18 protein-coding genes are annotated in these 14,339 nt (G+C 71.4%); 9 read left to right on the top strand and 9 right to left on the bottom strand.

Going from position 1 to position 14,339, the window contains the following annotated elements; all coding sequences use genetic code 11:
• Nucleotides 1-128 precede the first annotated feature (128 nt).
• Nucleotides 129-854: a Crp/Fnr family transcriptional regulator gene (locus QZV97_RS06095; protein WP_295640331.1), complete on the top strand. Its 726-nt coding sequence runs from the start codon at nt 129-131 to the stop codon at nt 852-854.
• 18 nt (nt 855-872) lie between these two features.
• On the opposite strand, the gene QZV97_RS06100 is transcribed toward QZV97_RS06095, so the two are convergent.
• On the bottom strand, nt 873-1,910 hold the full coding sequence (locus tag QZV97_RS06100; RefSeq protein WP_295640088.1) for a phospholipase A: 1,038 nt from the start codon (nt 1,908-1,910) through the stop codon (nt 873-875).
• A 73-nt stretch (nt 1,911-1,983) separates the two neighbouring features.
• Here QZV97_RS06100 and QZV97_RS06105 point away from each other — a divergent pair, with 73 nt between their 5' ends.
• Both QZV97_RS06105 and QZV97_RS06110 read left to right on the top strand, forming a co-directional pair.
• On the top strand, nt 1,984-3,201 hold the full coding sequence (locus tag QZV97_RS06105; protein WP_295640091.1) for an MFS transporter: 1,218 nt from the start codon (nt 1,984-1,986) through the stop codon (nt 3,199-3,201).
• Nucleotides 3,201-3,941: an SDR family NAD(P)-dependent oxidoreductase gene (locus QZV97_RS06110; protein ID WP_295640094.1), complete on the top strand. Its 741-nt coding sequence runs from the start codon at nt 3,201-3,203 to the stop codon at nt 3,939-3,941. The genes QZV97_RS06105 and QZV97_RS06110 overlap by 1 nt, the downstream gene beginning before the upstream one ends.
• Nucleotides 3,942-3,960: 19 nt before the next feature.
• Here QZV97_RS06110 and rsgA read toward each other — a convergent pair whose 3' ends face one another.
• From rsgA to QZV97_RS06130, 4 genes are all read right to left on the bottom strand, one after another.
• Nucleotides 3,961-5,073, bottom strand: a complete 1,113-nt coding sequence (gene rsgA / locus QZV97_RS06115) for a ribosome small subunit-dependent GTPase A (protein WP_295640097.1) — start codon at nt 5,071-5,073, stop codon at nt 3,961-3,963.
• 386 nt (nt 5,074-5,459) lie between these two features.
• On the bottom strand, nt 5,460-5,690 hold the full coding sequence (locus QZV97_RS06120; protein WP_295640100.1) for a hypothetical protein: 231 nt from the start codon (nt 5,688-5,690) through the stop codon (nt 5,460-5,462).
• A gap of 206 nt (nt 5,691-5,896) precedes the next feature.
• Nucleotides 5,897-6,202, bottom strand: a complete 306-nt coding sequence (locus tag QZV97_RS06125; RefSeq protein ID WP_295640103.1) for a high-potential iron-sulfur protein — start codon at nt 6,200-6,202, stop codon at nt 5,897-5,899.
• Between the two features lie 117 nt (nt 6,203-6,319).
• Nucleotides 6,320-7,495 carry a glycerophosphodiester phosphodiesterase gene (locus QZV97_RS06130; protein ID WP_295640106.1) on the bottom strand — a complete coding sequence of 392 codons (1,176 nt, stop codon included), beginning with the start codon at nt 7,493-7,495 and terminating at the stop codon, nt 6,320-6,322.
• A 128-nt stretch (nt 7,496-7,623) separates the two neighbouring features.
• On the opposite strand from QZV97_RS06130, the gene QZV97_RS06135 reads away from it, so the two are divergent.
• A complete protein-coding gene (locus QZV97_RS06135) occupies nt 7,624-8,199 on the top strand; it encodes an SRPBCC domain-containing protein (RefSeq protein ID WP_295640109.1) in 576 nt (191 codons plus the stop codon).
• 10 nt (nt 8,200-8,209) lie between these two features.
• Complete coding sequence (mnmH, locus tag QZV97_RS06140; protein WP_295640113.1) at nt 8,210-9,253, top strand: tRNA 2-selenouridine(34) synthase MnmH; 1,044 nt, start codon at nt 8,210-8,212, stop codon at nt 9,251-9,253.
• Nucleotides 9,254-9,262: 9 nt separating this feature from the next.
• On the opposite strand, the gene QZV97_RS06145 is transcribed toward mnmH, so the two are convergent.
• Nucleotides 9,263-9,661: a BLUF domain-containing protein gene (locus tag QZV97_RS06145; protein WP_295640116.1), complete on the bottom strand. Its 399-nt coding sequence runs from the start codon at nt 9,659-9,661 to the stop codon at nt 9,263-9,265.
• Nucleotides 9,662-9,751: 90 nt separating this feature from the next.
• On the opposite strand from QZV97_RS06145, the gene QZV97_RS06150 reads away from it, so the two are divergent.
• On the top strand, nt 9,752-10,498 hold the full coding sequence (locus tag QZV97_RS06150; protein WP_295640118.1) for a Crp/Fnr family transcriptional regulator: 747 nt from the start codon (nt 9,752-9,754) through the stop codon (nt 10,496-10,498).
• A gap of 9 nt (nt 10,499-10,507) precedes the next feature.
• On the opposite strand, the gene QZV97_RS06155 is transcribed toward QZV97_RS06150, so the two are convergent.
• Nucleotides 10,508-10,984: a cupin domain-containing protein gene (locus tag QZV97_RS06155; protein WP_295640121.1), complete on the bottom strand. Its 477-nt coding sequence runs from the start codon at nt 10,982-10,984 to the stop codon at nt 10,508-10,510.
• Nucleotides 10,985-11,231: 247 nt separating this feature from the next.
• Here QZV97_RS06155 and QZV97_RS06160 point away from each other — a divergent pair, with 247 nt between their 5' ends.
• Nucleotides 11,232-11,441, top strand: a complete 210-nt coding sequence (locus QZV97_RS06160) for a cold-shock protein (protein WP_295640334.1) — start codon at nt 11,232-11,234, stop codon at nt 11,439-11,441.
• Nucleotides 11,442-11,508: 67 nt separating this feature from the next.
• On the opposite strand, the gene QZV97_RS06165 is transcribed toward QZV97_RS06160, so the two are convergent.
• Entirely contained in the window at nt 11,509-12,528 is a 1,020-nt protein-coding gene (locus QZV97_RS06165) for a methionine synthase (protein ID WP_295640338.1), read from the bottom strand.
• A gap of 133 nt (nt 12,529-12,661) precedes the next feature.
• Here QZV97_RS06165 and QZV97_RS06170 point away from each other — a divergent pair, with 133 nt between their 5' ends.
• Nucleotides 12,662-13,198, top strand: coding sequence for an SRPBCC family protein (locus tag QZV97_RS06170; RefSeq protein ID WP_295640124.1), 537 nt, complete (start codon nt 12,662-12,664; stop codon nt 13,196-13,198).
• 22 nt (nt 13,199-13,220) lie between these two features.
• On the opposite strand, the gene QZV97_RS06175 is transcribed toward QZV97_RS06170, so the two are convergent.
• On the bottom strand, nt 13,221-13,748 hold the full coding sequence (locus QZV97_RS06175) for a hypothetical protein (RefSeq protein WP_295640127.1): 528 nt from the start codon (nt 13,746-13,748) through the stop codon (nt 13,221-13,223).
• Between the two features lie 179 nt (nt 13,749-13,927).
• On the opposite strand from QZV97_RS06175, the gene QZV97_RS06180 reads away from it, so the two are divergent.
• Nucleotides 13,928-14,329, top strand: a complete 402-nt coding sequence (locus QZV97_RS06180; RefSeq protein ID WP_295640130.1) for a DoxX family protein — start codon at nt 13,928-13,930, stop codon at nt 14,327-14,329.
• Nucleotides 14,330-14,339: the final 10 nt, after the last annotated feature.

The raw sequence follows: 14,339 nt of genomic DNA on the forward strand, positions 1-14,339 counted from the left end.
TCGTTGCAACGACATCTCTGACTGGTGTTTTCCCCAAGCATCCGGCCTGTTCGCGCGCGCGTAGTGCACGTAACGACACCGCAATGCGACGGGCCGGCTCCTGCACGGCCCGCGAGGAGACCACCGTGATGCAGTCCCTGGAGTCCATGCTTCGCGAGAGCGTGTGGGCCGACACGTTGAGCGCCGCCGAACTCGACCAGGTCGTGCGCGAAGCCTTCGAGCGACGAGTCGCGATCGGCGGCTACGCGGTGCGACGCGGCGAGCCGGCCGACAGCTGGTTCGGCGTGATGGACGGCCTCATCAAGATGTCCGTGTCGCAGCCCGACGGCCGCGTGTCCACCTTCACCGGCGTGACGGCTGGCGGCTGGGCCGGCGAAGGCTCGCTGCTGAAGGCCGGCACCTGGCGCTACGACGGCGTGGCGGTGCGGCAGACGCGGCTGGCCTGCATCCCGCGGCACAGCTTCGAGCGGCTGGTCTCCACCAACCTCGCTTTCAACCGTTTCCTGCTGTCACAACTGAATGCGCGCCTGAGTCTGTTCATCGGCCTGGTCGAGTACGACCGCCTGCTCGGGCCCGATGCGCGTGTCGCGCGCTGCCTCGCCAGCCTCTTCGATCCCGACCTCTACCCGCGCGCCGGCAACTTCGTGCGGCTGAGCCAGGAGGAGATCGGTCTGCTGTCGGCGGTGTCGCGGCAGCGCACCAACGAATCGCTGCACCAGCTCGAGCATGCCGGCCTGCTGCGCGTCGAGTTCGGCGGCGTCACGGTGCTCGACGTGCCCGGACTGCGCGGCTACTGCGGCACGCCGGACGCGCGGCCAGCACCGCGATCGCGCCCGGTCACGGCCGGCGCCTGAGCCGACGGCGCCCGGAATTCAACGCCAGCCGACGATCAGGATGCCGAGGCCGAGCTTGTTCTGCCGCAGGTTGTAGTCGATCAGGCTCTCGCCGTAGCCGCTGAACCACTGCAGGTAGCCGCGCAGCGCGCCGTCGACCGGGAAGGCCCACTCGATCTGTCCCGAGCCGCGCGAGCGGTCGCCGCCGCGCAGCGAATGCCGCAGCTGCAGCGCGACGACATGCTCGCCCCACTGCCGCGTCAGCAGCAGCTCGGCGCGGCCCACGTAGTCCTCGATGTCCGGGTTGTCGTCGTCGCTGGCGTCCTCGCGCAGCCGCCACCAGGGTCGCAGCTCCGCCGTCCAGTCGCCGCGCTCGAAGCGCAGCTCGCCGACGATGCGGTTCCAGCTGCGCGACAGCGGCAGGGTGCGGCCATTGGACTGGTGGTTCAGCGACAGCGAGGCCTGGCGAAGGCGCCAGCCCAGCAGCTGCGCCTCGAGCGGCCAGCCGAACATGATCTCGGGCTCGTAGTTGGTCTCGCGGAAGGGCCGCGACACCGAGCTGCTGTAGACCTGCCAGCGCGAGGACTGCGTGTAGCCGGCCCACAGCGTGCCCGGCGATCCCAGCACGTGCTCCCAGAGCTTGGACTTGAAGCTGATCTGGTACTTGGCCTCGACCGACCGCAGGTCCAGCGGAAACGGCACGCCATGGTCGGGCGCCGGCGACGACGGCGTGCGATTCACGCGATCGGTCCAGGTCGCGGGCAGCAGGTAGACCGGCTTGTAGGGACGCGGCACGAACAGCTCGCCGCGGCGGCGACCGTCGAGGTCCCAGCGATCGTCGAAGACCGAGGTCTGCGGCGGCACCGCCAGCGGATCGGGCGTCGGCGCGGCGGCGGCCGCGGCACGGGCCGCCGCAGGCGGCACGTCGACACGCCCATGGACGCGGTCGTAGCAGGCCAGCCGAGCCATCGGGTCGGCCGTCGCGAGGCAGGCCGACACGTCGGCCTCGGCACCCGCGGCGGGCCGCAGTGCGACGCCCAGCAGCAGCGGCAGCAGGAAGCGAGAGATCGAGGGCAAGCGCGACTCCTTGCGGACCGTGGACGGGTGAAGTCTCGCCCATCGTCGACGCGGCCGCCGCTATCCTCGCTCGATGCCCGACGCCGACGCCCCGCTGCGCAGCTTCCGCCCCTTCATGCGCTTCTGGTTCGGCCGCCTCGCCGGGACCATGGCCAACCAGATGCTGATGGTGGCCGTCGGCTGGCAGATGTACGAGCTGACCGGCAGCGCCTGGGACCTGGGCCTCGTCGGCCTCTACCAGTTCGCGCCCGCCCTGCTGCTGGTGCTGGTCGCCGGGCAGGCGGCCGACCGGCACGAGCGCCGCCGCATCCTCGCGCTGTGCATGACGGTGCAGGTGGCGATCGCGCTGACGCTGCTGGCGGCCACGCAGGGCGGCTGGGCGAGCCGCGGCCTGCTGCTCGGCCTGTCGGTGGCGATCGGCTTCGCCAAGGCCTTCCAGATGCCGGCGCAGCAGGCCATCGTGCCGCTGCTCGTGCCGCCCGAGGTGCTGCCGCGGGCGCTGGCCTTCAGCTCGGCCGGCATGCAGGCCGCGATCATCGGCGGGCCGGCGCTCGGCGGTTTCATCTTCGCCGCCGGTGCCGGCACGGTGCATGCGGTGTGCGCGCTGCTGTTCGCCGTCGCGGTGTGGCTGTTCGCCGGCGTGCGGCATGCACCGGTGCCGCCCAGCACCGAGCCCGTGCGCCTGGCGACGATGCTGGCCGGCGTGCGCTTCATTCGCGGCCGGCCGGCGGTGCTGGGCGCGATCTCGCTCGACCTGTTCGCGGTACTGCTCGGTGGCGCGACCGCCCTGCTGCCGATCTTCGCGAAGGACATCCTGCACGTCGGCCCCTGGGGCCTGGGCCTGCTGCGCGCGGCGCCGGCCGTCGGCGCGCTGGCGATGTCGATCGGGCTGTCGCGCTGGCCGATCACGCGACGCGTCGGACGCCGCATGTTCGGTGCGGTCGCGGTCTACGGGCTGGCGACGCTGGTGTTCGGCCTGTCCACGCACTTCTGGCTGTCGATGGCCGCACTGGCCGTGGCCGGCGCGTCCGACATGGTCAGCGTCGTGATCCGCCAGTCGCTGGTGCAGCTGGAGACGCCCAACGAGATGCGCGGCCGCGTCAGCGCCGTGAATGCCATCTTCATCGGCGCCAGCAACCAGCTCGGCGAGTTCGAGTCGGGCGCGACCGCCGCCTGGCTGGGACCGGTCGGCTCGGTCGTACTGGGCGGCGCCGGCTGCCTGCTGGTGGCCGGCCTGTGGATGAAGCTCTTTCCCGACCTGGCGCGGCGCGAACGGCTACTCTCGCCCTGATGAAGACGACGCAGTTGTGCATCCTCACCGGCGCCTCGCGCGGACTCGGCGCGGCGCTCGCCGAGCAATCGCTGCGCCCCGGCGCGCGGCTGCTCTGCCTGTCGCGTCGCGAGCACCCGACGCTCGCGGCGCTGGCCGCTGCGGCCGGTGCGCAGGCCGAGCAGTGGGCGGTCGACCTGGCCGAGCCTGCGCCGGTCGCCGCGCGGCTCGAAGCCTGGCTGGCCGGTCTCGACGACAGCGCCTTCGCCAGCGCGACGCTGATCAACAACGCGGCGACGCTGCCGCGCGTCGGGCCGCTGGAGGACAGCGAGGCCGGCGAGCTCGCCCGCACGCTGCGCGTCGGGCTCGAGGCGCCGCTGCTGCTGAGCGCGGCCTTCCTGCGCGCCACGCGCGCCTGGTCCGCCGACCGCCGCATCCTCAACATCTCCTCGGGCCTCGGCCGCCGCGCGATGGCCGGGTCGACGGCCTACTGCGCGATCAAGGCCGGCCTGGACCATGCCTCGCGCGCGATGGCGCTCGACGGGGCGCGTGTCGTGTCGCTGGCGCCCGGCGTGATCGACACCGACATGCAGGTGCACCTGCGCGACAGCGACCCGCGAGGCTTCCCCGACCATGCGCGCTTCGTCGCGCTCAAGGCCGACGGCCAGCTCGACACGCCGGCGCAGGCCGCAGCCAGGGTGCTGGCCTTCCTGGCACGACCGGACTTCGGGCGCGAGCCGGTGGCCGACGTCCGGACCTGAGGCGCCGCGTCGCGCCGCATCACGCCTCGCCGCGCTTCATGCGCGCGCGCAGTTCGCCGGCGCGGCCCCGTGCCTTCCACTCCGACAGCTGGCGCTGCCGCTCGAGCGCGCTCATCGTGTCGCGCCGCAGCTCGCGCTGCAGCTTGAGGTAGTTGCGCAGCCGGTCCGGCGTCACGCCCTCGTGCACCGCGCAGCCGGGCTCGTCGCCGTGCCGGCAGTCGCGGAAGCGGCAGCGCAGGCTGAGGGCCTCGACGTCCTCGAAGCCCCGCGCCAGCGCGGCCTCGTCGATGTCGGGCCGCAGCGCGCGCAGGCCCGGTGTGTCGATCACGCAGGCGCCGCCCGGCAGGCGGTGCAGCGAGCGCGAGGTCGTCGTGTGCTGGCCGCGGTGGTCATGGGCACGCACCGGCCCGGTGTCCTGCAGGCTGCGCGCCGCCAGCGTGTTGGTCAGCGTGGACTTGCCGGCGCCGGACGAGCCCAGCAGCACGACCGTCTGCCCCGGCACGAGCCAGGGCGCGAGCGTCAGCGCTGCCTGCGGCGAGGTCGCGTCGACCGCCAGCACCGGCACGGCGGGCCCGACGCGCGCGCGCAGCGCATCGATCTCGTCGGCGACCAGCGCCTCGCGCGTCGCCGGCTCGGGCGCGACGAGGTCGGCCTTGGTCAACACGACGACCGGCTGCACGCCGTGCTGCGCCAGCAGCAGGAAGCGTTCGAGCCGGCGCGGATTGAAGTCCGCGTCCAGGCCCATGACGAACAGTGCCGTGTCGACGTTGCTGACCACCGCGTGGCGGCGGCCATCGGCATCGCGGCGCGCGACGTGGTTCAGCGGCTCGAGCCGCCGCTCGACCCACAGCCCGCCCTGCGAGTCGCGCGCGCACAGCAGCCAGTCGCCGACCGCCAGCGCGGCGCCGGCCTCGGACAGCTCGCGCACCAGCCGCGGCAAGGCACGGCCGACGTGCTCGGCGTGGCCGTCGTGGAGTTTCAGGGTCTCGCGGTGCACCTCGACCAGGCGCAGCAGCCACATGGCGCGCGGGGCCGGGTCAGGCTCCAGCGTGCCGAGCGCTGCATGCAGCGCCGGGGCGAGCGCCAGGCTCCAGCCGATGGGGAGCAGGGGCTCGAAATCGATCTCGATCATGATGGTTCGGACTCTCGGGCGTGATGACGCTTTCGCCGAAGCGAATGCGCAGCAATCTGCCCGCGCAGCGCGCGCGGCAGGGCATCAGGTCAGGAGTCGGCCGCGGGCGGAGGCGCGCGGCGGGTCGAAGATCGAAGGGGACTTCGAGCGCCCGGGCTTCAGGCGGCAGCCGACGGGAGGACGGCAATGTCGGTCTGGCTCATGTCACGTCTCCTTGCGTCGGTTGAGGGGCGGCCCGGTCGGACCGCAGCGAGGGCGCGAGTGTCGCAGCGCCGGAGTGCCGCGTCAACGCGACCCGGCATGAAAAAGGCCGCGCGGGGCCAGAGCCCGGCGCGGCCGAACAGCGGGGGAGTCTTGTAGCCCGCCGGTATGCAAGCGTTGCGCGATCAGCAGCTGCGCGCTGCGGTCGCCGTGCAGGCGGCGGCCAGCTGCGTGTCGGCCGGCGCCGCCGCGCTGCGATGGGCGGTGACGACCACGCGCTCGAGCTGCACGACCTGCGCATGCGGCGACACGGTGCGATGCTGAGCCAGCGCGTCGACACCGACCAGCTGGCCGGCGGTCAGCGCGAGGGCGACGGCAGCGGCGGCGGCGTGGTGGGTGGAGAAGAGGCTGTTCATGTCTGGCTCCCGTTCCAGAGACCCGGATCGGGCCTCGATGGAAAGCAGTATCGGCAGCGCCGGACCGGCACGCCACGCACATGCGATCAACGGGGCGGAGTGCGGGATGAACGGCGCTGCAGCGCGACGAACCGCAGCGCCGGCAGCGCCGAAAAGCCGACGGGGGCCTCGCGGCCCCCGTCGAAACGCACCTGCGGGACCTCGGCTCAGGCCTTCTTGGCGTAGGCGCTGCACCATCCTGCGGCAGCGACCTGCTTGCCCGTGAACAGCGGGCAGCCGCCCGCCGCATCGCCGGCCTTGCCCTGGAACAGCGCGCAGCTGCCGCAGTTCTGGCCGGCGGCGTAGTTCTTGAACTTGGCCTTGTCGGCCTTGGTGGCATCGTGGACATAGCCGAGTGCAGCGGCCTGGGCGTCCTTCTCGTCGACCCTGGCCTGGGCGTGCGCGCTGCGGGCGCCCAGCACGGCCAGGCCGGCGGCGGGAATCCATTGGATGAACTGGCGACGGGCTGTCATCGGGGTCTCCTGTGGAAGTGGGTGGCTGTACAACGCCGGGCCACGGCGGGCCGACGACCCATGATGCGTCGCGGCGCTGACAGTTCGCCCACGGCGCCGGATACCCGACCGCCGCGCTCAGCGTCGGCCGACGAAGGCGTCGCGCGCCCGCTTGCCGATGAAGGGGTGATCGGTGAAGAAGCCATCCATGCCGAGCTGCAGGAAGGCGCGCACCCAGGCGCCCATGTCGCCCAGTGACGCCGGATCGCTGCCGGCATCGAACTCGTCGGGCAGGAAGCCGTTCTCGGCACGGAAGGTGTAGGGGTGCACCAGCAGCCCGGCCGCGTGCGCGTCGGCGATCAGGGTCGTGGGCGTGCCGAGCCGCCCGCCGACCAGCGGCACGATCAGCGTCGAGGCCGGGCCGATGCCGTTGGCGTAGCCGGCCACCTCGGCCAGGCCGGCCGGGCGAGCCAGGTCGCCGTAGGTGCGCACGTCGCCGGCGACCACGAAGTCCCAGGGCCGCGCCGCCGCGCCGCCGTACAGCTGCACCAGCGGCACGCGCGTCATGCTGCGCAGCTTCTTCAGGTTCGCCGTCTCGAAGGACTGCACGAAGACCGGCGAGTCGGCGCGCTTGTAGCCGTAGCGGTCGAGCAGGCGCACCAGCGGCTCCTCGAGCGCCAGGCCGATGCCCTGGAAGTAGCTCGGATGCTTGGTCTCGGGGTAGACGCCGACCGGCTTCGCCTTGCGGGCCTTGACACCGTCGGCACGCGCTTCCTGGCGACGGCGCTCGTTGGCCCGCTCCACCAGCTGCAGCACCTCCTCGAAGGTCGGCACCTCGAACATGTCGTTGAAGCGCGCGTTGGCCGGGCGCAGCGCCGGGATGCGCTCGCGCGCGCGCAGGGTCTTCAGCTCGGCCAGCGTGAAGTCCTCGGTGAACCAGCCGGTGATGGCGACGCCGTCGATCGACCGGGTGGTGCGGCGCGACGCGAACTCCGGGCGCTCGGCCACGTCGGTCGTGGCCTCGCGCAGGCTGCCGTCGGCATTGAGGATCGCGATCGCGTTCTCGTGCCGCGCGACCAGCACGCCATCCTTGGTGCTGACGAGGTCGGGCTCGACGAAGTCGGCACCCTGCTCGATCGCCAGCCAGTAGGCGGCCAGCGTGTGCTCGGGCACGTAGCCGCTGGCGCCGCGGTGGCCGATGACCAGCGGTTCGGCCGTCGAGGGCGGCGGACCGGGACGGTGGCCCGCGGACACGGCGCAGGCGCTGCCGGCGGCCAGAAGCAGCGCGGCGGTGAGCAGGGAAGCGATTCGCATGCAGAGACTCCAGGGGGTGGCGCAATGGACGCGTACGCTAGGCGGGCGTCGTGACCCGCGCATGACGTTCCCGTGAAGCGCCGGCTGCGGCAACATCGCGACCATCCGTGATCTCCGAGGAAATGGCCATGAGGATCGCACGCTGGCTGGTGCCGCTGCTGCTGCTGGGCCTGGCGGCCATGCCCCTGCGCGCGGCCGAGCGCAGCATCGACAAGCAGGTCGTCGTCAACGCGACGCTGGACCAGCTGTGGGCGGCCTGGACCACGCGCGAGGGGATCGTCGGCTTCTTCGCCCCCGACGCGGTGATCGATGCGCGCGTCGGCGGCGCCTTCCACATCCACATCGACCCGGGCGCTCCGCCGGGCTCGAAGGGCGCCGACGACATGCGCTACATGGCCCTGCAGCCGAAGCGCATGCTGTCCTTCGACTGGAACGCGCCGCCCAGCCTGCCGGGCGTGCGGCAGCAGCGCAGCTTCGTCGTGCTGCGCTTCGAGGCGCTGGACGAGCGTCGCAGCCGGCTCACGCTCCACCACACCGGCTGGGGCGACGGTGGCGAATGGGACCAGGCCTATGCCTACTTCGACCGCGCCTGGGGCCATGTCCTCGCCAACCTGCAGAAGCGCTTCGACAGCGGCCCGGTCGACTGGACGGAGTGGCTGGCCATGCTGAAGAAGGCGCGCGAGGACGCCGCCAGAAAGCCCTGAGCCGCCCCGCATGCACCCCCGCCCGACCCGGGTCGACGACCTGCCCGCCTTCGACGCCGTCATCGACGTCCGCTCGCCGGCCGAGTTCGCGCTCGATCACATCCCCGGCGCGATCAACTGCCCGGTGCTCGACGACGAGGAGCGGCGCATCGTCGGCACGATCTACGTGCAGGTGTCGCCCTTCGAGGCACGCCGGATCGGCGGCGCGATGGTCGCGCGCAACATCGCGCGCCACCTGGAGACGCAGTTCCGCGACCACCCGAAGACCTGGCGCCCGCTGCTGTACTGCTGGCGCGGCGGCATGCGCAGCGGCAGCTTCGTGACGTGGATGCGACTCGTCGGCTGGGATGCCCAGCAGCTGCAGGGTGGCTACAAGTCCTGGCGCGCCCACGTGATCGAGCGCATCGCGACGCTCGCACCACGCCTGCCGCTGCGCGTGCTGTGCGGGCCGACCGGCAGCGCCAAGACGCGCGTGCTGCAGGCCCTGGCCGAGCAGGGCGAACAGGTGCTGGACCTGGAGGCGCTGGCCGCGCACCGGGGCTCCGTCCTCGGCGCCCTGCCCGGCACCGAACAGCCGACGCAGAAGGCCTTCGAGACCCGGTTGGCGACCGCATTGGCCGGCTTCGACCTCGGGCGCACGGTCTGGGTCGAAGCCGAGAGCCGCAAGATCGGCCGCATCGGCCTGCCCGATGCCCTGCTGCTGAGGCTGCGCGACAGCCCGGCGGTCGAGATCGCCGCGACGCCTGCCGCACGCCTGGCCTACCTGCTGCGCGACTACGACTGGCTGGGTGACGACCCGCAGCGACTCGTCGACAAGCTCGGCCTGCTGAAGGGCCTGCAGGCCAACGAGACCCTGGCGCAGTGGCAGGACTGGGCCCGGGCGCGCGCCCTGCCGCCGCTGTTCGAGGCGCTGATGCGCGAGCACTACGACCCGCTGTACGCCCGCTCGCAAGGCCAGCACTTCGCCCGCCTCGGCGCCGCGCCGCGCTTCGAGACGGACAACCTCTCGGAGGCCGGAGTCGCTGCGCTGGCGCGCCGGCTCGCGGCCGGCTGATCGCCGTGCTCAGGGTTCCAGATCGACGAGCGGCAACTGGTCGAGCACGGCACGGACCGCCGCCGGACCGCGCAACGCGGCGAAGCGCGTGAGCTCCTGGCCGTCGTCCAGCAGCAGGTAGCCCATGCGCCAGCGCGCGAACAGGCGCTCGCCCTCCGACGGGCCGTGGTGCAGCACCTGCAGGGCCTCGTGGCGCGGGTCGCGCTTCAGACGTTCGATCAGGCCATCGATCTCGGCGAGCGAGCCCTCCACGTACTGGCACACGTGGGCCCCGTCGAACACCAGCACGCCGGTGATCCCGACGCGCGCATTGTTGCGGCGGGCCTGGACGGCGACCTCGGCGACCACCTCGAAGGGCTTCTCGCCCGCGATGCGGCTGAGGTAGAGGAACTGAACAAGAGGCTCCATGCGGTCCGTGTGCGGTTTGATTTGCGACGGGCGAGACCTTAAGGGCCGCCCGGCGGCGCCACAATGTCATTTCACATAGCGAGGTCCCGCGTGCCGAAGCCCTGCCCCGCCTCCGTGCCCTGCGCCCACTGCCCGCTGCGCGCCCTGCCGGCGTTCGCGCCGACCACCGAGCCCGAGCAGGTCTTCATCGAGCAGTTTCGCCAGGGCATGGTGCGCGCCGATCCCGGCGGCGAAGTCCTGCGCGAGCATGCGGCGAGCGACTCGCTCTACACGGTGTTCTCGGGCTGGGCCTTCCGCTTCAAGACCCTCAGCGACGGTCGGCGGCAGATCCTCAATTTCCTGCTGCCCGGCGACTTCATCGGCCTGCAGGAGCAGTTCGCCGACGGCGCGCCGCACGGCGTCGAGGCCCTGACCGAGGTGACCCTGTGCCGCTTCCCGAAGGACCGGCTGTGGTCGCTGTACCGCGAGTTCCCGAGCCTCGGCTACGACATCACCTGGCTGTCGGCGCGCGAGGAGAACATGACCGACGAGACGCTGCTGTCGGTCGGCCGCCGCAGCGCCAGCGAACGCATCGCCATGCTGCTGATCCACCTGTTCCGTCGCGCCGAGCGCGTCGGGCTGCGCGACGACCGCGGCGTCGTGTTCCCGGTCAGCCAGCAGCATGTGGCCGACGCGCTGGGCCTGTCGCTGGTGCACACCAACAAGACCCTGCGCAAGCTGCACCGGCTGGGCCTGCACGAGATCGCCGACGGGCGACTGCGCCTGCTCAATCCGCGGGCGCTGCAGCGGCTGGCCGACTACGCCGAGCGGCCGATGCGCGCCATTCCCCTGCTCTGAACCGCGGCCTCAGCCGCGGTGGATGGGGTCGACCCAGAGCACGGTCTCCGGCTTCTCGACCGGCTCGATGTCCAGGTTGACGGCCGTCGCCTCGCCGTCGCTGCGCACCAGCACGCATTCGAGCTTCTCGTCGCGGCTGGCATTGATCTCCTGGTGCGGCACGAAGGGCGGCACGTAGATGAAGTCGCCCGGGCCGGCTTCGGCGGTGAACTGCAGCTGCTCGCCCCAGCGCATGCGCGCATGGCCCTTGACGACGAAGATCACGCTCTCGAGCGGACCATGATGGTGGGCGCCGGTCTTCGCGTCGGGATGGATGTGCACGGTGCCGGCCCACAGCTTCTGCGCGCCGACACGCGCGAAGGTGATCGCGGCCTGGCGGTCCATGCCCGGCGTCTGCGCGGTGTTCGGATCGAGCTGGCCGGCCGGGATGACGCGCACGCCGTCGTGCTTCCAGCGGTCGTGCTCAGGGTCGTGCGTCGTGCTCATTCGGGGCTCTCCGGTCTGTTGCGCGAGTGTCACGCATTCCCGGCTCGGCCTGCTTGCGCGCATCGATCGGCTACACTGCGACCCGTAGATATGCGCAAGACCGTGGTTCTTAGGTGTCTCGGTTCGATCCGGTCTTCGGTTCCGAAGGCCGTCTGGTTCGTCTCCCCCAGGTAGCGTTTCTTGAGTGTCTCTGCACGGGCATGGCATGTCGCCGCGCCTGCATCTTTGTTCGATCGATAGGAATGTTATGAGCGTGCAAACCGGCACCGTGAAGTGGTTCAACGAAGCCAAGGGCTTTGGATTCATCGCCCAGGACGGCGGTGGCGCCGATGTCTTCGCGCATTTCCGCGACATCACCGGCACGGGCTTCAAGACCCTGCAGGAGAACCAGCGCGTCGAATTCGAGGTGAAGCAAGGCCAGAAGGGCCCGCAAGCCGCGAACATCCGCCCGCTGTAATCCAGCGAGCGCTGAAGCGCCTGAAGAAACGCGGCCTCGGCCGCGTTTTTTTGTGCCTGCGCGGACCTCAGGCGTAGCGCCGGCGCGCCAGCGCCGCCCCGGCCGCCAGGGCCTGCAGCTTCTTCAGCGCCACCTCGCGGTCCATCGGCGCCAGGCCGCAGTTGGTGCAGGGGAAGAGCCTCTCCTTGCGGACGAACTGCAGCGCGCGACCGATGGTATCGGCGACCTGCTCGGGCGTCTCGATCTCGGCGCTGGCGACATCGATCACGCCGACCAGCACGTCCTTGCCGTCCAGCAGCTTCATCAGGTCGGGCGGCACGTGCGAGTGGTAGCACTCGAGGCTCACCTGGTCGATCGAGCTCTTCGCGAGCGCCGGGAACACCTGCTCGTACTGGCGCCACTCGTCGCCGAGCGCGTTCTTCCAGTCGATGTTGGCCTGGATGCCGTAGCCGTAGCAGATGTGCACGGCGGTCGTGCAGGTGAGGCCCTGCGCCGCACGCTCCAGCGCCTTCACGCCCCAGTCGGCCGCCTCGGCCATGTAGACGTTGAAGGCCGGCTCGTCGAACTGGATGATGTCCACGCCGTCGGCCTGCAGCGCCAGCGCCTCCTGGTTCAGCAGTTCGGCGAACGCAAAGGCCATCTTCACGCGGTCGCCGTAGTGGCGGTCGGCCACCGTGTCGACGATGGTCATCGGTCCCGGCAACGTGAACTTCAGCTTCTTCGTGGTGTGGGCCCGCGCGAAACGCGCCTCCATCGCATGCACCCGGCCTCGGAGCTTCAGCGGCGCGACCACCTGGGGCACCATCGCCTTGTAGCGGTCGTTGCGGATGCCCATCTCGACCTTGTGCTCGAAGTCGATGCCGTCGACCTTCTCGAGGAAGCCGTGCACGAAGTGCTGCCGCGCCTGCTCGCCGTCGCCGACGATGTCCAGGCCGGCATCCTCCTGGGCCTTGATCCACAACAGCGTCGCATCGCACTTGGCCTGGTCGAGCTCGGCGCCCTGCGCCTTCCATTGCGGCCACAGCTTGTTGGTCTCGGCCAGCCAGCCCGGCTTGGGCAGGCTGCCGGCCAGCGTCGTCGGGAACAGCGGTCGATCCTGGGCCATCGTCGTCTCCTCGTGGTCGGGTGCCGGACGATTATCGATAGCCGCGATGGACAGTGCCGCTGGCCGGTCTTAGGCTTCCCGGCGAGCGGCGTGCCATGCCGCCGAGGAGCGCACGATGCTGATCCGGGCCCTGAAGTGGCTGGTGGCGCTGATCCTGGCCCTGGTGCTGGTGATCGCCGTCGGCGGCATGCTGCTGTCGCCGAAGTTCCAGGTCACGCGCACGCAGCAGGTCAAGGCGCCACCCGACAAGGTCTACGCCCTCGTCGTTGCGCCGCGCGCGTGGGCTCAGTGGTCGGCATGGAACCGGCGCGACCCGGCGATGACCATCGCCTACAGCGGCCCGGACAGCGGCACCGGCGCCGCCTGGGACTGGAAGAGCACGAGCCAGGGCAACGGCGGCATGCGCCTCACCGCGGCCGAGCCGCCGCTGCGCGTCGCCTACGAGATCCGCTTCGAGGGCTTCAGCAGCGTGTCGACGGGCGAACTGCGCTTCAAGGCGGCAGGCGACGGCACCGAGGTGACCTGGCGCATGGACGGCGACATGGGCGGCAACCCGCTGTACCGCTGGTTCGCGCTGTTCTCCGACCAGATGATCGGCAAGGACTTCTCGGAAGGCCTGGCGAACCTCAAGGCCGTGGCCGAGCGGCCCTGATGGCCCGGCGCGCGGCGGCGCGTCACTTGCCGCGCTGGATGGCGAAGTAGTCCGCCTCGTCGTAGGCGCGGTCGGCGCAGTCGGCCTGCCAGCCCTGCCGCACCTGGTTGCCGGCCTGCACGCGCGCATTGAAGGCCGGCAGCCGCGTGTTGTAGTCGGCGACGCGCTGGTCGCGCGCCCGTTCGCGTTCGGCGCGCTGGGCCAGCTTGGCGTTGAAGGCCGCGATCGCCTCTTCCTTGGTGGTGTCGACCGCTGCGCGCTCGGCCTGCAGCGCCGTCGCTTCGCTCTCCAGCTCGGCATCAGCCCGCGCGATCGCCGCCTTGTCGGCATCCAGCGCGGCCTGCGCCTGCGCCGTTTCGGCGTCCTGTTCCTTCAGCGCCTTCTGCTTCGCGAGGCACTGGCGGAGCTGGTCGCGCGTCAGCAGCTTGCCGGTCGGCTTGCCGCTGCCCAGGCTCAGCGTGTTGCCCTTCTTCGGGGCCGGGTCGGCCGCCCCGGCCGCCGGCGGCAGCAGCAGCAGCGCCGCGGCGAGCAGCAGGTACTTCGTCGTCATCGTCGATCCTCGCGAGGTGCGCCGCGCCGTACGCGGCCAGGGTGCCCGGACGCCGCGGGTGGCGGCGAGGCGCGCATGATGCCATCGGCCGACACCGCCTTGCCGCGCCGCGCCGGCCGGTGCTAGCCTCGCTCGCCTCGGTGCCGTTGCGGGGACTCCCACCACTCCAAGGAACCACCATGAGCTTCTTCCGTCAGTTCGGCCCCCTGCTCGGCCGCGCGCTGATCGCCCTGCTGTTCATCCCCGCCGGCATCGGCAAGATCGCGGGCTTCCAGGGCACGGCCGGCTACATCGCCTCGAAGGGGCTACCGTTGCCCGAGGTGGCGGCGGCCGGCACCATCGTCGTCGAGGTCGGCGTGGCGCTGGCGCTGCTGGTCGGCTTCAAGGCGCGCTGGGCCGCGTTGATCCTGGCGCTGTTCACCGTCGTCGCGGCCGTGCTGTTCCACAACTTCTGGGCCATGCCGGCCGACCAGCAGATGGCGCAGCAGATCAACTTCTTCAAGAACCTCGCGATCGCCGGCGGCCTGCTGTTCGTCGTGGCCTACGGCGCCGGACCGAAGTCGCTCGACCGGGAGGGCTGACCCGGCATCC

Origin of the sequence: uncultured Methylibium sp., from assembly GCF_902826655.1 — a bacterium.
GTDB lineage: Bacteria > Pseudomonadota > Gammaproteobacteria > Burkholderiales > Burkholderiaceae_C > Methylibium.

Excerpts from the sequence above, each read along its gene's own strand:
- QZV97_RS06120 (WP_295640100.1), bottom strand. The coding sequence starts at position 5,690 with ATGAACAGCCTCTTCTCCACCCACCACGCCGCCGCCGCTGCCGTCGCC.
- QZV97_RS06130 (WP_295640106.1), bottom strand. The coding sequence starts at position 7,495 with ATGCGAATCGCTTCCCTGCTCACCGCCGCGCTGCTTCTGGCCGCCGGC.
- QZV97_RS06160 (WP_295640334.1), top strand. The coding sequence starts at position 11,232 with ATGAGCGTGCAAACCGGCACCGTGAAGTGGTTCAACGAAGCCAAGGGC.
- rsgA (WP_295640097.1), bottom strand. The coding sequence starts at position 5,073 with ATGATCGAGATCGATTTCGAGCCCCTGCTCCCCATCGGCTGGAGCCTG.
- mnmH (WP_295640113.1), top strand. The coding sequence starts at position 8,210 with ATGCACCCCCGCCCGACCCGGGTCGACGACCTGCCCGCCTTCGACGCC.
- QZV97_RS06180 (WP_295640130.1), top strand. The coding sequence starts at position 13,928 with ATGAGCTTCTTCCGTCAGTTCGGCCCCCTGCTCGGCCGCGCGCTGATC.
- QZV97_RS06095 (WP_295640331.1), top strand. The coding sequence starts at position 129 with ATGCAGTCCCTGGAGTCCATGCTTCGCGAGAGCGTGTGGGCCGACACG.
- QZV97_RS06125 (WP_295640103.1), bottom strand. The coding sequence starts at position 6,202 with ATGACAGCCCGTCGCCAGTTCATCCAATGGATTCCCGCCGCCGGCCTG.
- QZV97_RS06110 (WP_295640094.1), top strand. The coding sequence starts at position 3,201 with ATGAAGACGACGCAGTTGTGCATCCTCACCGGCGCCTCGCGCGGACTC.
- QZV97_RS06145 (WP_295640116.1), bottom strand. The coding sequence starts at position 9,661 with ATGGAGCCTCTTGTTCAGTTCCTCTACCTCAGCCGCATCGCGGGCGAG.
- QZV97_RS06105 (WP_295640091.1), top strand. The coding sequence starts at position 1,984 with ATGCCCGACGCCGACGCCCCGCTGCGCAGCTTCCGCCCCTTCATGCGC.
- QZV97_RS06155 (WP_295640121.1), bottom strand. The coding sequence starts at position 10,984 with ATGAGCACGACGCACGACCCTGAGCACGACCGCTGGAAGCACGACGGC.
- QZV97_RS06170 (WP_295640124.1), top strand. The coding sequence starts at position 12,662 with ATGCTGATCCGGGCCCTGAAGTGGCTGGTGGCGCTGATCCTGGCCCTG.
- QZV97_RS06175 (WP_295640127.1), bottom strand. The coding sequence starts at position 13,748 with ATGACGACGAAGTACCTGCTGCTCGCCGCGGCGCTGCTGCTGCTGCCG.
- QZV97_RS06135 (WP_295640109.1), top strand. The coding sequence starts at position 7,624 with ATGAGGATCGCACGCTGGCTGGTGCCGCTGCTGCTGCTGGGCCTGGCG.